This window comes from Serratia sp. Res13-Sevr-LER1-36-b, assembly GCF_015673035.1.
Classification (GTDB): domain Bacteria; phylum Pseudomonadota; class Gammaproteobacteria; order Enterobacterales; family Enterobacteriaceae; genus Chania; species Chania fonticola_C.
This window is the reverse complement of sequence record NZ_JADACK010000014.1, coordinates 86,920-106,534: the sequence shown is the minus strand read 5'-3', so window position 1 is coordinate 106,534 and position 19,615 is coordinate 86,920. Positions and strand designations below refer to the sequence as shown.

The following is a 19,615-nucleotide window of genomic DNA, read 5'->3' as shown; positions in this document are numbered from 1 at the left end:
TGGCGCTCTGGCGCGGGGAGGTGAGCTAACTGGCTTTTGGTTAATAATGGTAATGTTAATTGATGGGTCAAAACTGGGCTTATTTGTTCTGGGTTTGAGTCAATTTTGACACATATTACGGGGCTTGTCTTATTAATGAATTAATTACACCATCCGCTGCGAGCGTTATTAATAAATAGCAGGCGCATTGAGCCAGTACAGATAAACCTCACAGGGGAATAACATGTTTTCATTATTAAAACCTAGCGCGGCGGCAAAGCGTGTTCCGCCAGAACAGGTGCAGGTAACCTACCAGCGTTATCGCATGCAGGCGTTACTGAGCGTCTTTTTGGGCTACCTGGCCTATTACATCGTGCGTAACAACTTCACCCTTTCGACGCCCTACCTGAAAGAGCATCTGGATCTGAGTGCGACGCAGATCGGCATGTTGAGCAGTTGCATGCTGATTGCCTACGGCATCAGCAAAGGAGTGATGAGCAGCCTGGCCGATAAGGCCAATCCCAAAGTGTTTATGGCCTGTGGCCTGGTGCTGTGTGCCATCGTCAACGTCGGTTTGGGGTTCAGCACCGCCTTCTGGATCTTTGCCGCATTGGTGGTGTTTAACGGCCTGTTCCAGGGGATGGGCGTAGGCCCTTCGTTCATTACCATCGCCAACTGGTTCCCACGCCGTGAGCGCGGCCGCGTTGGCGCATTTTGGAATATATCCCACAATATCGGCGGTGGGGTGGTGGCCCCCATTGTTGGCGTGGCTTTTGCGGTGTTGGGCAGTGAACACTGGCAGAGCGCCAGCTATATCGTCCCTGCGGGCGTGGCAGTGCTGTTTGCTTTGGTGGTGCTGTGGCTGGGTAAAGGCTCCCCGCGCAGTGAAGGTCTGCCTGCCCTGGAACAAATGATGCCGGAAGAAACCATCAGGGTGAAAACCGGTGTGCAGGAGCAGGCACCGGAAAATATTAGCGCCTTCCAGATCTTCTGTACCTATGTTCTGCGCAATAAAAATGCCTGGTATGTGTCGCTGGTGGACGTATTTGTCTACATGGTGCGCTTTGGCATGATCAGCTGGTTGCCGATCTACCTGCTCACCGAAAAACATTTCTCCAAAGAGCAGATGAGCATCGCGTTTTTGTTCTTTGAATGGGCGGCGATCCCGTCCACATTGTTGGCTGGGTGGCTGTCGGATAAGCTGTTCAAGGGACGCCGTATGCCGCTGGCGATGATCTGCATGGTGATGATTTTTATCTGCCTGATTGGTTACTGGAAGAGTGACTCGCTGTTGATGGTCACCATCTTTGCCGCGATCGTCGGTTGCCTGATCTATGTGCCACAGTTCCTGGCTTCGGTACAGACGATGGAGATCGTTCCCAGCTTTGCTGTCGGCTCTGCCGTTGGCCTGCGAGGCTTTATGAGCTATATCTTTGGGGCCACGCTGGGCACCAGCCTGTTTGGCGTAATGGTTGATAACATGGGATGGCATGGAGGCTTTTATCTGCTGATGGGTGGCGTGGTGTGCTGCATCTTGTTCTGCTATCTGTCACATCGTGGCGTATTGGCCTTGGAGCGTGAAAGACAGCAACAGGAGCTACAAGCGGAGCCACTGGTCGCGCAGTAGGGCTTAGAAATCCTGGATAAAAAAATGGCGCCGATGAAGGCGCCATTTTTACGATCGAACCGCGATTACTTCTTGATGCGGATGATCGGAGTCTCGCCAACGGTGACGCTGCCGGACAGTTTGATCAGCTCTTTGATCTCGTCCATGTTGGAGATAACCACCGGAGTCAGGGTAGACTTGGCTTTCTCTTCCAGCAGGGCCAGATTGAACTCGATAATCACATCGCCTTTCTTGACGCGCTGGCCTTCTTCCGCGATGCGTTTGAAGCCTTCGCCTTTCAGTTCAACGGTGTCGATACCAAAGTGCACGAACAGCTCAATGCCGCTATCAGATTCGATAGAGAACGCATGGTTGGTTTCGAAAATTTTACCGATAGTGCCGTCAACCGGAGCAACCATTTTGTTGCCAGCAGGTTTGATAGCAATGCCATCGCCAACGATCTTCTCGGCGAATACGACGTCCGGTACATCTTCGATATTGACGATCTCGCCAGAAAGTGGAGCGACGATCTCGATAGTGCCCATGTCTTTCTTGTCATCAGAAACCAGAGACTTCAGTTTATCGAACAAACCCATGATCTTCTCCTAAGCATTAAATTGGGCGGCGTTCCAGTGTCGTGGAATTTTAGCAGAGCGTTTTTTCTTCGATGAACTTATTGACGCAGTTCATCAAATCCTGTGCCGTTGGTTGTTCCAAGGCCTGCGCTGCCAATGCCTTCACATCTTCGAAATTGGTATTACGAATAATTTTCTTGATGCGCGGGATTGCAATCGCACTCATGCTGAACTCATCCAGCCCCATGCCCAAAAGCAACAGTGTAGCACGCTCATCGCCAGCCAGCTCGCCGCACATACCGGTCCACTTGCCTTCTGCGTGAGATGCATCAATAACCTGTTTGATCAGGCCAAGCACTGATGGGGACATCGGGTTATAGAGATGAGAAATCAGCTCGTTGCCGCGATCTACTGCCAGAGTATACTGGGTTAAATCGTTTGTCCCAATACTAAAGAAGTCGACTTCTTTCGCCAGGTGGCGAGCAATCACTGCCGCGGCCGGTGTTTCCACCATCACGCCCACTTCAATGCTCTCATCAAAGGCTTTGCCTTCTTCACGCAGCTGCGCTTTCAGCGTTTCCAGCTCGCCCTTCAGATCGCGCACTTCTTCCACCGAGATGATCATCGGGAACATGATGCGCAGTTTGCCGAAAGCAGAGGCACGCAGAATGGCGCGCAGCTGAGCGTGCAGGATTTCCCGGCGGTCCATCGCGATACGGATCGCGCGCCAACCCAGGAACGGGTTCTCTTCTTTTGGCAGGTTCATGTACGGCAGGTCTTTATCGCCGCCGATGTCCATAGTACGGACGATGACTGCCTGTGAGCCCATGGCTTCCGCAACGGCCTTGTAAGCCGAGAACTGCTCGTCTTCGGTTGGCAGTGAGTCGCGGTCCATGAACAGGAATTCGGTACGATACAGGCCGACACCTTCAGCGCCATTGCGCTCTGCACCGGCGACGTCGCGCACGGTACCGATGTTGGCACAGACTTCAACCTGATGCCCGTCCAGCGTGATCGCCGGCAGGTCTTTCAGCTTGGCCAGATCGTTTTTCTCGGTGACGTATTGGGTATGAACCGCTTTCAGCTGTTCAATCACCTCGGTCGTCGGGTTGACGTAAATCTTGTTGTTAACCGCATCCAGGATCAGGTAATCGCCGTTTTTTACCTGGGTGGTCACGTCGCTGGTGCCAACGATAGCGGGCAGTTCCAGGGAGCGAGCCATGATCGAGGTGTGGGAAGTACGGCCACCCAGATCGGTGATGAAGCCCAGCACTTTGTCCAGGTTCAGCTGTGCGGTTTCTGACGGTGTCAGGTCCTTCGCGACCAGGATCACCTCATCTTGAATGGCGGTCAGATCGACAATCGCCAGGCCCAGGATGTTTTGCAGCAGACGCTTACCGATATCACGCACGTCTGCCGCACGCTCTTTCAGGTATTCGTCGTCTAATTCTTCCAGCGCTTTCGCCTGGCCTTCGATCACGGTATAGGCTGCCGCATCGGCAGACGCCAGATCGTCTTTGATGAGGGCTATGATTTCCTGCTCAAGCTCTTCGTCTTCCAACAGCATGATGTGGCCTTCGAAGATCGCTTCTTTTTCTTCGCCGAAGGTCTCGCCTGCCTTGGTTTTGATTACTTCCAGCTGTTCAGACGCTTTGGCGCGGCCTGCCAGAAAACGTGAGATTTCCTGCTCTACATGGTCTGCAGAGATTTTTTTCCGGTTGATGACAATTTCATCTTCCTTCAGCAAGAGAGCCTTACCAAAAGCGATACCCGGTGATACTAAAATGCCTGAAATCATAACCCTACCTTACTCTTGACTGGTGTTAACTAAAAAGACGGGCCGATTACTCAAGCTCTGCCATCAGTTTTACCAAGTGCTCAACGGCTTTCTGCTCGTCTTCACCAACGGCTTCGATGGTGACTACTGTTCCTTGGGTCAGGCCCAGAGTTTGCAGCTTGAACAGGCTTTTGGCGCTAGCGCTCTTGCCGTTGGAAGTCACGGTGATGTCAGACGCGAAGCCTTTGGCTTCTTTTACGAACTGAGCGGCAGGGCGAGTGTGCAGACCATTCGGAGCGGTGATAGTCACTTCTTGCTGGAACATTGATGTTTCCCCAACTTATCGGATTTAAGGTTGTGGAGCTAAAGTTTAGCCTAACGGCGTGATTTTAGCTTGTCTGGTTAGCGCCTGACTATGGTACAGGGGCGAGCGTTGATGCAACATAAAACGACGCTTTAAGCATTTCAGATCAAAAAATCCGAGCATCTGGCGTTGTTTCAATCAGCTCCCCATTATGCCGTGTTTTTCGCTGGAGCGACAAATGAGTAAATCGATTCAGCTCAAACAATGGCAGGAAGGTGATTAATTTTGCGCATCGAAATAATTGACCGGTTAAATACTAAAGCCAGCGGCGAAAATCAATCGTTGAGTGGTGTAAACTTTGATCCAGTCCACAAAAAAAGCACCTGAATAGGTGCTTTTTTAGCTATTTGTGCACTGTTTGCGCTATTGCTGCAGTTCCTGCTCGGTGAACAGATCGGCAAACAAAGCGGTGCTCAAGTAGCGCTCACCTGAAGAAGGCAGAATAACCACAATTGTCTTGTCGGTAAAGTCGGCTTCTTCGGAAAGTTTGACGGCGGCCGCCACGGCGGCACCGGAAGAAATCCCGGCCAGGATGCCTTCTTCTTCCATCAGGCGGCGTGCCATGCTGATGGCTTCGTCGTTGGTGATCTGCTCGACGCGGTCTACCAGGTTCAGATCCAGGTTGCCAGGAATGAAACCGGCACCGATGCCCTGGATTTTATGCGGACCAGGTTTGATTTCCTGGCCTGCCAACGCCTGGCTGATGACCGGTGAGTCGGTTGGTTCAACCGCCACTGTGGTGATAGCCTTGCCCTTGGTGTTCTTGATAAAGCGGCTGACGCCGGTCAGTGTACCGCCAGTGCCGACGCCCGCGATAAAGACATCGACTTCACCATCGGTATCTTCCCAGATTTCCGGGCCGGTGGTTTGTTCGTGGATTTCCGGGTTGGCCGGGTTGCTGAACTGTTGCAGCAGGATGTAGCGGTTCGGATCGGTGGCCACAATCTCTTCGGCCTTGGCGATCGCCCCTTTCATGCCTTTGGCACCTTCGGTCAGCACCAGATTGGCACCCAGCGCCTTGAGCAGCTTACGACGTTCGATGCTCATGGTTTCCGGCATGGTCAGCGTGAGCTTGTAACCCCGCGCCGCGGCGACAAACGCCAGGGCGATACCGGTGTTGCCGCTGGTTGGCTCCACCAGCTCTTTGCCTGCGCTCAGAATGCCGCGTTTTTCGGCATCCCAAATCATATTGGCACCGATGCGGCATTTGACGCTGAAGCTCGGGTTGCGAGATTCAACCTTGGCGAGAATGCGTCCGTTGCCGATACGGTTCAGACGAACCAGCGGCGTATGGCCGATTGTTAATGAGTTGTCTTGGTAAATCTTGCTCATGGCCCGTCCTTATAACTCTATGAAATGTAGGGAACATCGAAAGCATACGCTAACGGTCTCGGCAGGGAAGTAAAGAATTGGTATATCGATATGTTATTAGAGAATAAGTTTTAATCACAATAGCAAGGGCGCAAGAAGCGCCCTCAAATAAAGCCGTTAGTGACGAACAAATTGCGCACGATAACGGTCTACCCACATCGCCGTGGCACCGCAAACCGCCACCGGCAGGATCACCAGATTGAGGATGGGGATCATGGTGAACAGGCTGACCAACGCGCCAAACTGCAGGTTATCGGTTTTGTGCTGGCGCAACGCCTGGCGCATCTCGGCGAAGCTGACCTTGTGGTTATCAAACGGATAATCGCAGTATTGAATGGCCAACATCCAGGCGCTGAACAGGAACCACAGCACCGGTGCCAACGTTTGGCCAATGCCCGGTATAAAGTAGAGCAACAGCAGGCCCAGCGCGCGTGGCAGGTAATACATCAGCTTGCGCCATTCACGGGACATGATGCGCGGCAGATCTTTGACCACGCCGAGCATACCGGTATCCGGCAACGGTTTGCCGGTCAGGCTGCCTTCGAGCTGTTCTGCCAACAGTCCGCAAAACGGGGCGGCGATCAGGTTGGTGATGGTGCTGAACAGGTAACTGAACACCAACAGCACGGAAATGACCGCCATCGGCCAGAGTAAATAACTTAGCCACTGTAGCCAGCTTGGCACATGGCTCATCATGCTCGGGATCCAGTCGCCGAGTTGGCTGAACAGCCACCAGAAGGCAGAGCCCATCAGCAGCACGTTCACCAGCAACGGTAGGACGACATAGCGTTTAATACCCGGGCGCGAAATCAGACGCCATCCTTGGGCAAAATAATGGAAGCCGTTGGTGGATCCAACAGGGGGAGGCACATAGGACATATCTTAAGATTTTCTCTTTGGCTAAACAGGCTAAGCTATCATATAGAGTTGATTTTCCACTGGCTAGAGCCGCACTGGCTGAAAAAACAGCAAAAAAATGCCGAATAATCATCTTTATTGGCATAAAGTTCAGCACGGACTTGCACTTGTGCCTGTGGGCAAATAGAGTTAAAGAGTGAATGTTTGCCGCGGTGGCAATGTCTTGGAACAACAGAGATAGCAATGATGCAGGATTTGCGTCTGATATTAATCGTTGTTGGCGCGATCGCCATAATAGCGTTGTTATTACATGGTCTTTGGACCAGCCGTAAGGAACGCTCGTCCCTTTTTCGCGATCGCCCAGCCAAACGCTCGAAAAACGAGCGTGAACCTACTCCACTTGATGATCCTGCCGAAAGCGTGGGAGAGGTACGTATCCGTGCCACTCGCGCTGAAGTTGAGGATGAGCCATCAATGGGCCATATCGATGTCGCACGCGAAGAGCCGGTGATTGCACCAAGGCCAGCTCAACCTGCGTCTCGGCCAGCCCAGCCCGCGCCGCTCTCTCAGCGGCCGGATTACGATGACATCCTGCTGGATAACTATGCCCAGGACGAGGACGAAGAGCCGCAGCAACCTGTTGTGCGTCGTGAGCCGCGCGTTGACGATAAGCCTCCGGCTACCGCTCCTTCGCCAGAGCCTGCTTTCCATCACGCAGAGCCTGTGCGTGAATCGAAGCCTGCGCCCGAACCGTTGAAACCGGCAAAACTGCAGGAAACTGTATTGGTGCTGCACGTTGCAGCCCATCAAGGCGGTGTGATCGGGGGGGAAGTGTTGCTGCAGAGCGTACTGCAGGCAGGCTTCCAATTTGGTGAAATGGGTATCTTCCATCGCCATATCAGCCCGGCAGGCAGTGGTCCCGTGCTGTTCAGCCTGGCCAATATGGTCAAGCCTGGGTCATTCGATCCGGAAATGATGTCCGATTTCTCCACGCCGGGCGTATCAATGTTTATGATGGTGCCGTCTTACGGCGACGCCAATCAGAACTTCAAGCTGATGCTGCAATCGGCACAACGTATTGCCGACGATGTGGGTGGCGTGGTGCTCGACGACGAGCGCCGCATGATGACCCCGCAAAAGCTGGAAACCTACAAAGCACGCATCCGCGAAGTGTTGGAAAACAACGCCTGACCGGTTGCCAGTGCACTGCATAATCCGTAATCCAGAACCCCCGCCAGCCGGGGGTTTTTTATCTTTGATGGTGAGCCATGGCATCGATTAACGAAACAATCAATCAACTACGCACCTCATTGCGCCATCACGAATATCAGTATCACGTACTCGATGCGCCGGAGATCCCGGATGCGGAATACGATCGCCTGATGCGTGAGCTGCGTGAGCTGGAAGAGGCCCATCCTGAGCTGATCACCGCCGATTCGCCGACTCAGCGCGTCGGGGCCGCTCCCTTGGCGGCGTTTGATCAGGTGCGCCATGAAGTGCCGATGCTGTCGTTGGACAACGTCTTTGATGAAGAGAGCTATCTGGCGTTTTACAAGCGTGTGCAGGATCGCCTGAAAAGCAGCGAGCCGCTGACCTTCTGCTGTGAGTTGAAGCTGGACGGGTTAGCCGTCAGCCTGTTGTATGAAGATGGCGAGCTGGTACGTGCCTCCACGCGTGGTGATGGCACCACCGGGGAAAATATCACCTCTAATGTGCGCACTATCCGCGCCATCCCGCTACGCCTGACCGGCGACAATATTCCGCGCCGGGTAGAAGTGCGTGGCGAAGTCTTTATGCCGCATGCCGGCTTTGAGCAGATGAACGAAGAGGCGCGCCGCAAAGACGGTAAAATCTTCGCCAACCCGCGTAATGCGGCGGCGGGCTCGCTGCGTCAGCTTGATCCGCGTATCACGGCCAAGCGCCCACTGACCTTCTTCTGCTACGGCGTTGGCCTGCTGGAAGGAGGCGAATTGCCACGCAGCCATTGGCAACGCCTGATGCAGTTCAAAGCCTGGGGCTTGCCGGTGAGCGATCGCGTTAAGCTCTGCACCGGTAGCGATGAGGTGCTGGCGTTTTACCGCCAGGTAGAGCAGGACCGCATCAATCTTGGCTTTGATATCGATGGCGTGGTGGTGAAGATCGACGATATCGATCTGCAAGAATCTCTGGGCTTTGTTGCTCGCGCACCGCGTTGGGCCACGGCGTTCAAATTCCCGGCTCAAGAGCAGATCACCGTGGTACGGGAAGTAGAGTTCCAGGTCGGGCGTACCGGTGCGATTACGCCGGTCGCACGCCTTGAGCCAGTATTGGTGGCCGGGGTGATAGTCAGCAATGCCACGCTGCATAATGCCGATGAAATCGAACGCCTTGGCCTGCGCATCGGCGACACGGTGATCGTACGCCGCGCCGGGGATGTGATCCCGAAAGTGGTCGGGGTGATCGAAGATCGCCGCCCGCAGGACGCGCGTGAAGTGGTATTTCCACTGCATTGCCCGGTGTGCGGTTCCGATGTGGAACGAGTGGAAGGTGAAGCCATTGCGCGCTGTACTGGCGGGCTGATCTGCGGTGCCCAGCGTAAAGAGGCGCTGAAGCACTTCGTTTCCCGCCGGGCGATGGACGTTGACGGCATGGGCGATAAAATCATCGAACAACTGGTCGATAAAGAATATGTTAAAACGCCAGCCGACCTGTTCCGTCTTTCCGCCGGTATTCTCACCGGGCTGGATCGCATGGGGCCAAAATCGGCGCAGAATCTGGTCAATGCCTTGACCACCGCCAAACAGACCACCTTTGCGCGCTTCCTGTATGCGTTGGGTATTCGCGAGGTAGGAGAGGCCACGGCAGCCGGTCTGGCGGCGCATTTTGGCTCGTTGGAGAAGCTGCGAGAGGCGGATCTGGACGCGTTAAAACAGGTACCGGACGTGGGCGAGGTGGTGGCCAGCCACGTGGTGAACTTCTTTGCTGAAGCCCATAATCAACAGGTGATCGCCGAGCTGATCAGCCCGGAAATCGGCATTAACTGGCCAGCGCCGGTGGTAGTAGTTGCCGAAGAGATCGACAGCCCGTTTGCCGGTAAAACCGTGGTGCTGACCGGTTCTCTCAGCCAGCTTTCCCGCGATGAAGCCAAAGATCGGCTGACGGCGCTGGGGGCCAAGGTCAGCGGCAGCGTATCCAAGAAAACCGATCTGGTGATCGCCGGTGAGGCCGCCGGATCCAAGCTGGTCAAGGCACAGGAACTGGGGATCGAGGTGATCGACGAGGCGGAGATGATCCGCCTGCTGGGGGCCTGATGGAAAAAGAGAACCTGATTGAAATCGCCAACACCGTGATGCCTTTTGGCAAATACCAGGGCAGGGTGCTGATCGACCTGCCGGAAGAGTATCTGCTGTGGTTCGCCCGTAAGGGCGAATTCCCCAACGGCAGGCTGGGAATGCTGATGGAAATGACGTTGGCGATTAAAATTGAAGGCTTGGATCACCTGATCAAACCCCTGAAAAAAAGCTGAGTCGATGGGCGTAACGCCATGTTGCGCCCTTTATCGTCTAGATATAAACGTCCACAGCGTTGGCGTCGGTCGGGCGGTTGACGCCATCACCGCTCATGGCCTTGGCCATCTGCTCTTGCTGCTGTTTTTCCATTTCTTGTTTCTGTATGCGCGCGATCTCAGCCTGGAGCATTTCAATCTGGCTCATGATCAGCTGTTTTTGCTGTTCGATCTCTTGAGTGTCGCCACCCGAGTCTTTCAGTTCGATCAGCTTTTGCTGCAGGTTCTGGATCTGCTTATACAGCGCTGCAATACGTGACGCCGCGCTGCTATCTTTTGGGGTCACTGGCGCATCATTATCGGTTTTCTTGGCTTTCTCCCCTTCAGGGGCATTATTAACCGGTGCCGACATCAGTGCAGCCCCGCCTTTACCCGTGGCGGTGAACACCTCGCGGACTCCGGCAATCGGGTTCTTGATGGGCACAATCATGGTAATGTTGGTCGACATGCGATCCTCCCAGGTAGCTTGTCAGAGGTATCGGCAAATCGCGGCAAAACTTTACCTTGGCGTCAGCTTTAGCTGTGGCCAGAGTTTGAGCCACTGTTTCTCCACTACGCGCTGTTCGAAAGCGGCCAGGTTGTTGCTCTTGGGGTTGAAGGTGATGCTGTGGTTGAACAGCGCCTGTAGGCCAAAAGGGGCGACGAGCTGGATGCTGCCATCGGCCTGCAATCTGACACCCACGGCGGTTTCGATCTCCGTCCAATAACTGATGGCGTCTTCGCTGTCGCGATAGGGCGCGCGGTGACTACGCAGGTGCATACGCGCCTGATTCTTTACCGACCAGGGTTGTGCCGACCATTCCAACAGGCGCGATTCCAGCATCTGGTCGCGCTCGGCATCGCTATGGCGCGAGTCGAAATGGATCACATCGATATCGTTAAGTGGCGTGTTGGCTGTAAAACCATGCAGCCGGTCCCACACCAGATTACGCACGAAGCCCGCACCCAGGCACCAATCGTTCAGCCCGAGCCGCCGGGCGGTGGCTAATACCTGCATACGTTCGCTGTCTTGGCGTAACCAATCAATAATTTGTTGCTGTAGTACCATCAATAGTGCCATCAATGCTCGTTTGTTTCCGCTACTGTAACCCGAAACGGGCGGCAACGTGATGGCGATAATGGCAAAAAAAAGCGCGGCATAAGCCGCGCTGAGATTGCTGATAAACCCACCGGCTCCAATTTGTAGGGGCGCTGCATGCTGCGCCCGAGATCAAGCCGGTTGAGGTTAGGTCAAAGCAATGATCAGAACTGGGTGTTCAGGCTCATAAAGTAAGTCCGACCCGGTTCGTTAAAGGTTGCCGCTCCGGCACCGTACATATAGGAATTGGTGACGGCGTTACCCGTGGTCTGCGCGTTACCTGCGCGGAACTGACGTTTATCGAACAGGTTGTCAATCCCACCGGTTACGCTAACGTTCTTGGTCACCGCATAGGTGCTGCTCAGACCAAATACAGTATAAGGGCTTACCTCACGTTTCTCTGAGCCTGTCACCGGCTCACCCTTGTAGTTGTACTTTTTCGGCTTCTGACGGCCATACCAGGTCATGGTGCTTTGCAGCGACAGATCCTGCGTGGCTTGCCAACTCAGGGTAGAGTTGATGGTGAACTCAGGAATAATCGACAGGTAATCACCGGTAGTCTTATTCTTGTTTTCAATCATGTAGGTAGCGTTGTTGTTCCAGGCTACCGTTTCGCTAACCGGGATATTTAAGGTACCTTCCAGACCCTGAATTACCGCTTTCGGCACGTTTTCCCAGCGATAGAGATCGGTTTTTCCGTTGCTGGTGGTGCCCGTCGGAGCATAACCGGCTTCGATCTTGTTGCGGTAATCGTTGCGGAAGTAGGTGATGCCAGCCAACCAATCTTCATGGTGGAATTCCAGGCCGATCTCTTTGTTGATGCTGTTCTCCGCTTTGAGGTCGTCGTTACCGATCAGGTAGCAGGCCCCGCCGCTGGCGGCACAGCCTTGCCCACGGCTATAAAGCACATAGTTGCCGTTGCTCTGGAACAGGTTAGGTGCTTTGTAGGCACGGGCGATCCCCATTTTCAGGGTGAACATATCCCCCATTTCTTGTGACAGATTAAGCGACGGGCTCCAGTTATTACCGGCTTCGGAATGATGATCGAAACGCAGGCCCGGGGTCAGCATGGTGGTGTCTGTCAGCTCGGCGTTGTTTTCGGCAAACAGCGAGAAGATTCTGGCCGAAGAATACGGGCTGCGGTTGGTGGCATCGAGGCCTGGAATGAGGCCACCTTCGGTCAGCGATTGGGTATTTGAAGAAGGATCTTTCATCTTCTGCTGGTTCCACTCGGTACCCAGCGTGGCGGTTTGCGGCACCCACATATCGAACGGAATGCTGACTTCACTGTGGGCCAGGAAGTTGTCCAGCCGGATAGTGTTGTAGCTGTCGTTGGCAAAGATCCCTTCGGTGCCCCCGGCCAACCCTTCGGCTAAACGGGTATTGCGCGTGCGCTCAAATTGAGCGTAATTGTTGGTGCTAACACCGTTATCCCAGGCTCCGCGGTAGTTAAGTGCATAAGTTTCACGGTAGATTCGGTTGGTTTCTTTACCGTAGTTGCTCTGCACCAGTGCATTGGTGTTGGTGTTCTGGGTATCCCCGGCGTACAGGTTACCCTGGCGGCCATAGGCATATTGGAAATCCAAGGTCTGCAGGTGGGCGAATTCCCAGCTCAGCAAGGCATCGATATTTTTGTCGACCACCCCTTCACGACCGGCAGGCAGAGTATTGGCATAGGAGCCGGTACGTTCGGACTGATGCCCCTGGTTGATATCCCAGGCGTCGGCCTGCGTTTTGCTGTAGCCACCAAACAGACGGAAGCTCAACTGATCGCTTAACGGGCCGGAAAGGCTGAAATCGGTACGCTTGGTGGCGCCTTCATCCTTATGCTGCGGTACGTTGAAATAACCGTTCAGTGTACCGTGCAGGTCCTGGCCAGCTTTTTTGGTGATGATGTTGACCACGCCACCTGCCGCGCCGTTACCGTAGCGGGCAGCCGCTGGGCCACGCAGCACTTCGATACGCTCGATCATCTCTGGCGGCACCCAGGCGGTATCGCCACGGGTATCACGCTCACCGCGCCAGCCTTGGCGCACCGAGTTACGGCTGCTGGCCGGTTTGCCGTCGATCAGGATCAGGGTATTTTCTGGCCCCATACCACGAATATCGAGTTGGCGGTTGTTGCCCCGCTGGCCGCTGGTGGAGTTACCGGTCAGGTTGACCCCCGGCATGGTACGGATCAGCTCATTGATATCACGAGCGGGAGGGCGTCTTTTGATTTCTTCGGCAGTGATGGTGGAAACGCCGGGAGCTTGAAGGTTTTGTTTGGCGGCGGTGACGACGATGACATCTTCAGAGGCGGATTCTTTTTTGCTTTTCTCAGTCAGCGCGGCGCTGTCTGAGGGGGTGGCCGTTTGCTCGGCATTGACCGTAACGGAAAATGCAGACGTGCCCAATCCTAACCCGATGAGTGTGGCTAAAGAATAACGAGATAACTTCCGATTCATTTTGAGGTTCCTACCTAACAACCCTTCCTGATGCGGCGCTGTGTGACAACCGGTAACGGAACGGTTTGTTGTAGTTTTATTGTGTAGTCGAAAATAGTAACGAAACCCAGAGGCCAGGCTGACTGGCAGCAAGATCCCGCTCAATAATTCGGCATCCATCCCTGTTGAAGAATGCCCGCTCTATTTCGAGCCTCTATACACTATTGCAAATGCAAATAATTATCAATAGTATTCCTTATGCCGTTTGGCATTTGGGAACCGGTGAGTCGCACGGCGTGCCTTGCCAACAACACAATGAGTGGGCGTTTTGAAAACTGAACAACAACCAGCAAGCAGTACGTTATTGGCGAGCAAGTATGCAGGGAGCCACGGTTGGTGGCTGGATATCGCACGGCGTGGCACCCCCTTGGTGGAACCGCAGGATAATGGGCGATGGAAGGTGACGTTCTTGTGGCGCGACCCTCAGGGCGGTGAACTGACCTCGGCTTATCAACGAGTCTGGATCCATATCAATTGCCTCACCGATCATCATCAAGCTTCTCCTCCTCAGAGCCTGCAACGCCTCACTGGGTCGGACGTCTGGTATTGGCAAACCGAGCTGCAAGGCGACTGGCGCGGTAGCTACTGTTTTATCCCCTGTATGGAGGATCGTCCGTTCGAACCGCAGGGGGACAATTCCCACGCCAACATGCTTTCTATTCGCCACTGGTGGCACCAGGTGTTTGCCAACGCAACTCACGATCTGCTTAATCCTTACCGCGCCTGGCCTGGAGTCGGGGGGCACACGCTTTCCGGCCTGCATATGCCACAGGCTCCCCAACAACCGGCTTGGCGGGACTTTGACAACTATGCCGTAACCAGCGGCCGCTGTACGCCTGCACCTCCTGCCAAACTGCAACGGCATACCTGGCATAGCCAGCGATTGGGAACCTCCCGCCACGTCTGGATCTACTCCACCGGTGAAAGTAACCCGGCGGCGCGGCCATTGGCTATTTTGCTGGACGGCCAATTCTGGGCCAATCAGATGCCGGTCTGGGATCCGCTGATGCAACTGACGCGTACTGGCCAACTGCCAGAGGCGGTCTACCTGCTGATCGATGTGATCGACCAGCAACACCGCGCACGGGAACTGACCTGCAACGATGAGTTTTGGTTGGCCCTACAGGAAGAGTTATTACCGCAATTGGCCTACTGGGCACCGCACAGCCGTGAGGCTGCCAACACCGTAGTTGCAGGGCAGAGCTTTGGTGGCTTGGGGGCGCTCTATGCTGGCCTGCGCTGGCCGGAATATTTTGGTGCCACCATCAGCCAGTCGGGCTCTTTCTGGTGGCCACGCCGCGATATGTTGCAATTGCCCACCGTGCCCGAGGATGCCTGCTGGTTGATCCGCCAGGTAGAAGACGGGCAGTTGGGTGCGCGCGGCAAGCTGAAGGTGTTTTTAGAGGCCGGGGCACATGAAAAGCTGGTTCACCGGGTGAATGACCGTATGGCGGCCCTGTTAAGTGAAACCGGGCATCAGGTGCAATATCGGCTGGTAGAGGGCGGGCACGATGCGCTGTGTTGGCGTGGTGGCTTACTCGATGGTCTGCAGGCGCATTGGTCGGAGTTGGCCAACCGCCGTGCCGCATTGAAGCCGTCCGCCAACCCTCTTCACGCTTAAGGAGCAAGTAATGGAAACCTTAAACCCGTTCGATGACGAGCAGCAAATTTGCTACGTCCTGCGTAATGAAGAACTGCTTTACAGCCTGTGGCCGGATTTCAGCGTCATACCGGCCGGTTGGGTCAGCGTTTTTGGCCCGGCATCCCGGGAGCACTGCGTCAACTGGCTAGAACAGAATTGGCAGGATATGCGGCCCGCATCACTGCGTAAGGCGTGATGGAGACGCAGCAGCAAGAACCGACAACAGGAGCGAACGTCGTGTCAGAAACCTCTATTTTACCCACCGGGCAACAGGTGACCGTTGAGTTGCCATTGGTGGCCGCGCAGCCCGGTATTTGGGTTGCCGATCAAATTTCACCGTACGGCAATGCTTATGCGGTCGCCCACTATATCGAGCTGAATGGCCCGTTGGACAAAGACCATCTGCTACAGGCGATCTCACTGGGCCTGGCTGAAGTGGATACCTTACGGCTGCGTTTCGTCGAGCGTGATGGTGTGCCAATGCAGTATTACGACGCCACGATGCCGTTGGCTGCGCCGGAATGGATTGATTTAAGCGACTCTGCGGATGCAGAGGCGGCGGCCCATGCGTTGATGCAGATCGACCTTGGTGCCGAATTACGAGTGAGCAGCGGCAAACCGCTGTATCGCCATATCCTGATGCGTCTGGCCGACGATCGCTGGTTTTGGTATCAGCGATACCATCATCTGGTGGTCGATGGCTTCAGCTTTACCGCTATTGCTCGCCGTATCGCCAATATTTATACCCGCCTATGTCATCACGAGCAGCCTGAACCGACGCCGTTCACGCCTTTTAGCGATGTGGTGGCGGAATATCAGCAATACCAGCAATCCCCTGGTTATCAGCGCGATGCCGATTTTTGGTTGAACAAGGCACGGCAGTTGCCCACGCCAGCCACCCTATGCCCGCAACCGTTGGCCGGGCAGGCACCCTCGACGCGTATTCACCGCTTGGCACAGCTCTGTGCCGCGCAGGATCTTGCACCACTGGTCAGCGTAGGCCAGCAACAACAGCTCAGCGCTGCCGATATGGCGATGGCGCTGGTGGCCGTGTGGGTGGCTCGTCTGACAGGCCAAACCCGCTACAGCGCCGGGTTTATTTTTATGCGCCGCATGGGTTCGGCTGCGCTTTGTGCCACCGGGCCAGTGATTAACGTGCTGCCGGTGGAGATGCACGTCGCGCCGCAGGTTACGCTTGCCGATATCGCCGCGCAAATCAGCCGTGAACTGAAGTTTGCCCGCCGCCATCAGCGCTATGATGCTGAACAGGTACAGCGCGATCTGGGGCGTATTGGCGACAGCCAGCCGTTGTATGGCACCGTCTTCAACTTCAAGATGTTCGACTACCAGCTCGATTTTGCTGGTATCAAAGGGATCACTCACGATCTGGCTTCTGGCCCGGTGCGTGATTTGGAAATCGCCTTGTTTATCGACGAAGCTGGCACACTGAAGATTGAGCTATTGGCCAATGCCGAGCGTTATCAGTTGGCCGAATTGACGGAGCACTTACAGCGCTTGCCGCTGCTGCTGCGGCAGTTTGCGGCCCAACCGACATTGCCGGTGAGCGAAGCCGATTTGCTGAGTGAAAAAGATCACGCGCTGCTGGCCAAGGTGAACGACACCGCTTATCCGGTGGCAGCCCAGACCCTCAGTGGTCTGCTGGCCGAGCAGGCGAATAAAACCCCGAATGCCCCGGCGCTGGCAGATGAACACTACCGGTTTAACTACCGCGAAACTCGCGAACAGGTGATCGCTCTGGCCCAGCGTTTGGTGGATCAGGGTGTGCAACCGGGCGACATCGTGGCCGTGGCATTGCCGCGCTCTGTCTTCCTGTCGCTGGCGTTAATGGCGATTGTGGAAGCGGGAGCGGCCTATTTGCCACTGGATACCGGCTATCCAGATGAGCGCCTCAGCATGATGCTGGAAGACGCAGCCCCACGTCTGATTATCACCGATGCCTCCCAACAGGCGCGTTTTGTGGGGCAGGGGGAAGTGCTGTTATACGATGCGCCACTGGTAGCCACCGCCGCTGCACCGAGTGCGATCCAAGGCCCGACGCCGCATCATCCGGCCTATATCATCTTCACATCCGGCTCAACCGGGCGGCCAAAGGGCGTGCTGGTTGGGCATCAGGCCATCGTTAACCGTTTACTGTGGATGCAGCACCAGTACCCGCTGGCGGCAGATGATGTGGTGCTGCAAAAAACGCCGTGCAGCTTTGACGTCTCGGTGTGGGAATTCTTCTGGCCATTGATAGTGGGCGCGCAGTTAGTGATGGCACCGCCGGAGGCGCACCGCGATCCTCAACAACTGCAAACGCTGATCGATCGGCATAAAGTCACTACCATGCACTTTGTTCCTTCGATGCTGGCGGCATTCGTCGGTGCGCTGGACAGCACAACCGCCATCGCCCATTGCCAGCCACTGCGTCAGGTGTTCTGTAGCGGTGAAGCATTACCGGCAGAGTTGTGCCGCTTGTGGCAGAGCCGCACTCAGGTGCCGTTGCATAACCTTTACGGCCCGACCGAGGCGGCGGTGGATGTGACCTGGCATCCGGCCTTTGGTGACGCCCTCTCTGTTGTCACCGGCGCTAACGTCCCTATTGGTCTGCCAGTGTGGAATACCGGTTTACGCATTCTTGACGCGCGTTTACGCCCAGTGCCGCCGGGCGTAGCTGGCGATCTTTATCTGACCGGCGTGCAACTGGCTCATGGTTATCTGGCCAGGCCGGATCTTACCGCCAGCCGCTTCGTCGCCGATCCGCAGGGCAACGGTGGCCGGATGTATCGTACCGGTGATGTTGCCCGTTGGCTGCCAGACGGCGCGGTAGAATATCTGGGGCGCAGTGACGATCAGCTGAAAATTCGCGGTCAGCGGATAGAACTCAGTGAGATCGACCACGCCTTGCTGTCATTGCCGGGCGTACGTCAGGCGGTGGCTCATGCCTTGGTATTGGAGGGCACGGTTGTCGATACGATGGGCGGTGATGCCCGGCAACTGGTGGGTTACCTGGTCCCACAGCCCGGCGTACAACTGGATAGCGAAGCCCTACGTGCCGCGCTAGCCGATCGCTTACCGCCACATATGGTGCCGATCGCCCTGGTTGAAATGGCTGAGTTGCCGCTGAGTGCTAACGGCAAGCTCGATCGCAAAGCCTTGCCACAGCCGCAAACAGGGGGTGGAAAGGCCGGGCGTGAGCCGCAACCCGGGTTGGAAAGCGAGATTGCTGCCGTTTTCGCTCGTTTGCTTCAGCGCGAGCAGGTATTTGCCGATGACGATTTCTTTGCCCTGGGTGGGCATTCATTGCTGGCGATGCGCCTGGCCGCCGAGTTGCGGCGCGATCTGGGTAAAGCGGTGTCGGTTGGCCAGGTGATGGTCGCTTCGAAAGTGGAACAACTGGCTCAGCTACTGGCGGAAGAACGAACGCAGGAAGAGGCCGACCAGTGCGGTTTTGACAGCGTGCTGCCGCTGCGCGTTACGGAAGGCCCAACGCTGTTCTGCCTGCACCCGGCTTCAGGTTTCTCCTGGCAGTTCAGTGTGCTGCCGCGTTATATCGATCAGCATTGGTCGTTGGTGGGTATCCAGTCTCCACGCCCGGATGGCCCATTGGCGCTGGGTGAGGATATGGATCAGGTCTGCGATGCGCATCTGGCCACGGTATTACAGGTACAGCCACACGGCCCGTATCACTTTATCGGTTATTCCCTGGGGGGAACGTTGGCTCAAGGTATCGCAGCTCGTTTGCAGGCGCGTGGGGAGGAGGTGGCTTTCCTTGGCTTGCTGGATACCTATCCGCCGGAAACCCAGAACTGGGATGTGATGCTGGACGACAACGTGCTTAAAGAAGTGCAGCGCGAGCGTGAGCAGTTCCTAGCGGTATCAGAAGATACGCTCGATCCGGCGTTGGGCGAGGCGCGGGTCGCGATGTTTGACAATATCGAAGCCAACTACGCGGATTCGGTCAGGTTGTTGTCACACACCCATACGGCGCATTTCCAGGGGCAGGCGACGCTATTCGTGGCCAAGCGCACCTTGCAAGCAGGCATGGATGTGCAGCAGACCTGGGCGGAATATGTCGATGCGTTGCAGGTGTTTGAGCTGGATTGTGCGCATGTGGATATCGTTTCACCGGCTTCGTTCAAGGTATTGGGCCCCTTGTTAAACCGGGTGTTGCGGGCACTGTAACTGTAATGCCATGTGCAAACAGCAGGTTAAAAACGACAGTGAGCCGTTCTCGCTGAAAAACATTTCCTGGCGGAGTGTCTGCGATAAGTGGCAGGAGATCTAACGCGGCACTTGCCCTGTTGCTGTTGCCACCAAGTATGACCTGTCTTA

The 19,615-nt window shown here is 55.4% G+C and carries 15 protein-coding genes; 7 read left to right on the top strand and 8 right to left on the bottom strand.

Annotation, left to right across the window (positions count from 1 at the left end):
- Positions 1–223: 223 nt before the first annotated feature.
- Positions 224–1,606, top strand: coding sequence for a phosphoglycerate transporter PgtP (pgtP, locus tag IMQ33_RS09265; RefSeq protein ID WP_196061831.1), 1,383 nt, complete (start codon positions 224–226; stop codon positions 1,604–1,606).
- Positions 1,607–1,671: 65 nt separating this feature from the next.
- Here pgtP and crr read toward each other — a convergent pair whose 3' ends face one another.
- The 5 genes from crr to cysZ form a co-directional block, all read right to left on the bottom strand.
- A complete protein-coding gene (crr, locus tag IMQ33_RS09260) occupies positions 1,672–2,181 on the bottom strand; it encodes a PTS glucose transporter subunit IIA (protein WP_021807057.1) in 510 nt (169 codons plus the stop codon).
- A 49-nt stretch (positions 2,182–2,230) separates the two neighbouring features.
- Complete coding sequence (gene ptsI / locus IMQ33_RS09255; RefSeq protein WP_024484478.1) at positions 2,231–3,958, bottom strand: phosphoenolpyruvate-protein phosphotransferase PtsI; 1,728 nt, start codon at positions 3,956–3,958, stop codon at positions 2,231–2,233.
- 46 nt (positions 3,959–4,004) lie between these two features.
- A complete protein-coding gene (ptsH, locus tag IMQ33_RS09250) occupies positions 4,005–4,262 on the bottom strand; it encodes a phosphocarrier protein Hpr (RefSeq protein ID WP_021178688.1) in 258 nt (85 codons plus the stop codon).
- Positions 4,263–4,664: 402 nt separating this feature from the next.
- Complete coding sequence (gene cysK, locus IMQ33_RS09245) at positions 4,665–5,633, bottom strand: cysteine synthase A (RefSeq protein WP_046808395.1); 969 nt, start codon at positions 5,631–5,633, stop codon at positions 4,665–4,667.
- Between the two features lie 156 nt (positions 5,634–5,789).
- Positions 5,790–6,551 carry a sulfate transporter CysZ gene (gene cysZ / locus IMQ33_RS09240; RefSeq protein WP_021178686.1) on the bottom strand — a complete coding sequence of 254 codons (762 nt, stop codon included), beginning with the start codon at positions 6,549–6,551 and terminating at the stop codon, positions 5,790–5,792.
- A 222-nt stretch (positions 6,552–6,773) separates the two neighbouring features.
- Between cysZ and zipA the strand changes: the two genes are divergently transcribed.
- The 3 genes from zipA to IMQ33_RS09225 all read left to right on the top strand — a co-directional run bounded on the left by zipA (position 6,774) and on the right by IMQ33_RS09225 (position 10,035).
- Positions 6,774–7,721 carry a cell division protein ZipA gene (gene zipA, locus IMQ33_RS09235; RefSeq protein ID WP_196061830.1) on the top strand — a complete coding sequence of 316 codons (948 nt, stop codon included), beginning with the start codon at positions 6,774–6,776 and terminating at the stop codon, positions 7,719–7,721.
- Positions 7,722–7,798: 77 nt separating this feature from the next.
- A complete protein-coding gene (gene ligA, locus IMQ33_RS09230) occupies positions 7,799–9,820 on the top strand; it encodes an NAD-dependent DNA ligase LigA (RefSeq protein WP_098930242.1) in 2,022 nt (673 codons plus the stop codon).
- A complete protein-coding gene (locus IMQ33_RS09225) occupies positions 9,820–10,035 on the top strand; it encodes a DUF3820 family protein (RefSeq protein ID WP_021178683.1) in 216 nt (71 codons plus the stop codon). The genes ligA and IMQ33_RS09225 overlap by 1 nt, the downstream gene beginning before the upstream one ends.
- Positions 10,036–10,072: 37 nt before the next feature.
- Here the strand turns inward: IMQ33_RS09225 and IMQ33_RS09220 are convergent, their stop codons facing one another.
- From IMQ33_RS09220 to IMQ33_RS09210, 3 genes are all read right to left on the bottom strand, one after another.
- Positions 10,073–10,522: a FlxA-like family protein gene (locus tag IMQ33_RS09220; protein WP_065682994.1), complete on the bottom strand. Its 450-nt coding sequence runs from the start codon at positions 10,520–10,522 to the stop codon at positions 10,073–10,075.
- A gap of 51 nt (positions 10,523–10,573) precedes the next feature.
- Positions 10,574–11,122, bottom strand: coding sequence for a nucleotidyltransferase family protein (locus tag IMQ33_RS09215; RefSeq protein WP_196061834.1), 549 nt, complete (start codon positions 11,120–11,122; stop codon positions 10,574–10,576).
- Between the two features lie 194 nt (positions 11,123–11,316).
- The gene (locus tag IMQ33_RS09210) at positions 11,317–13,599 is read right to left on the bottom strand and encodes a TonB-dependent siderophore receptor (protein ID WP_196061829.1); all 2,283 of its coding nucleotides are present in this window, start codon (positions 13,597–13,599) and stop codon (positions 11,317–11,319) included.
- A gap of 307 nt (positions 13,600–13,906) precedes the next feature.
- Between IMQ33_RS09210 and fes the strand changes: the two genes are divergently transcribed.
- From fes to IMQ33_RS09195, 3 genes are read left to right on the top strand one after another with little or no spacing between them, the layout of a single operon-like run.
- Positions 13,907–15,259 (top strand): enterochelin esterase, encoded by a 1,353-nt coding sequence (fes, locus tag IMQ33_RS09205; RefSeq protein WP_196061828.1) that lies wholly within the window; start codon positions 13,907–13,909, stop codon positions 15,257–15,259.
- 10 nt (positions 15,260–15,269) lie between these two features.
- Entirely contained in the window at positions 15,270–15,476 is a 207-nt protein-coding gene (locus IMQ33_RS09200) for an MbtH family NRPS accessory protein (RefSeq protein WP_065682997.1), read from the top strand.
- Positions 15,477–15,517: 41 nt separating this feature from the next.
- Positions 15,518–19,465: an enterobactin synthase subunit F gene (locus IMQ33_RS09195; RefSeq protein ID WP_370571978.1), complete on the top strand. Its 3,948-nt coding sequence runs from the start codon at positions 15,518–15,520 to the stop codon at positions 19,463–19,465.
- The last annotated feature ends 150 nt before the right edge of the window (positions 19,466–19,615 follow it).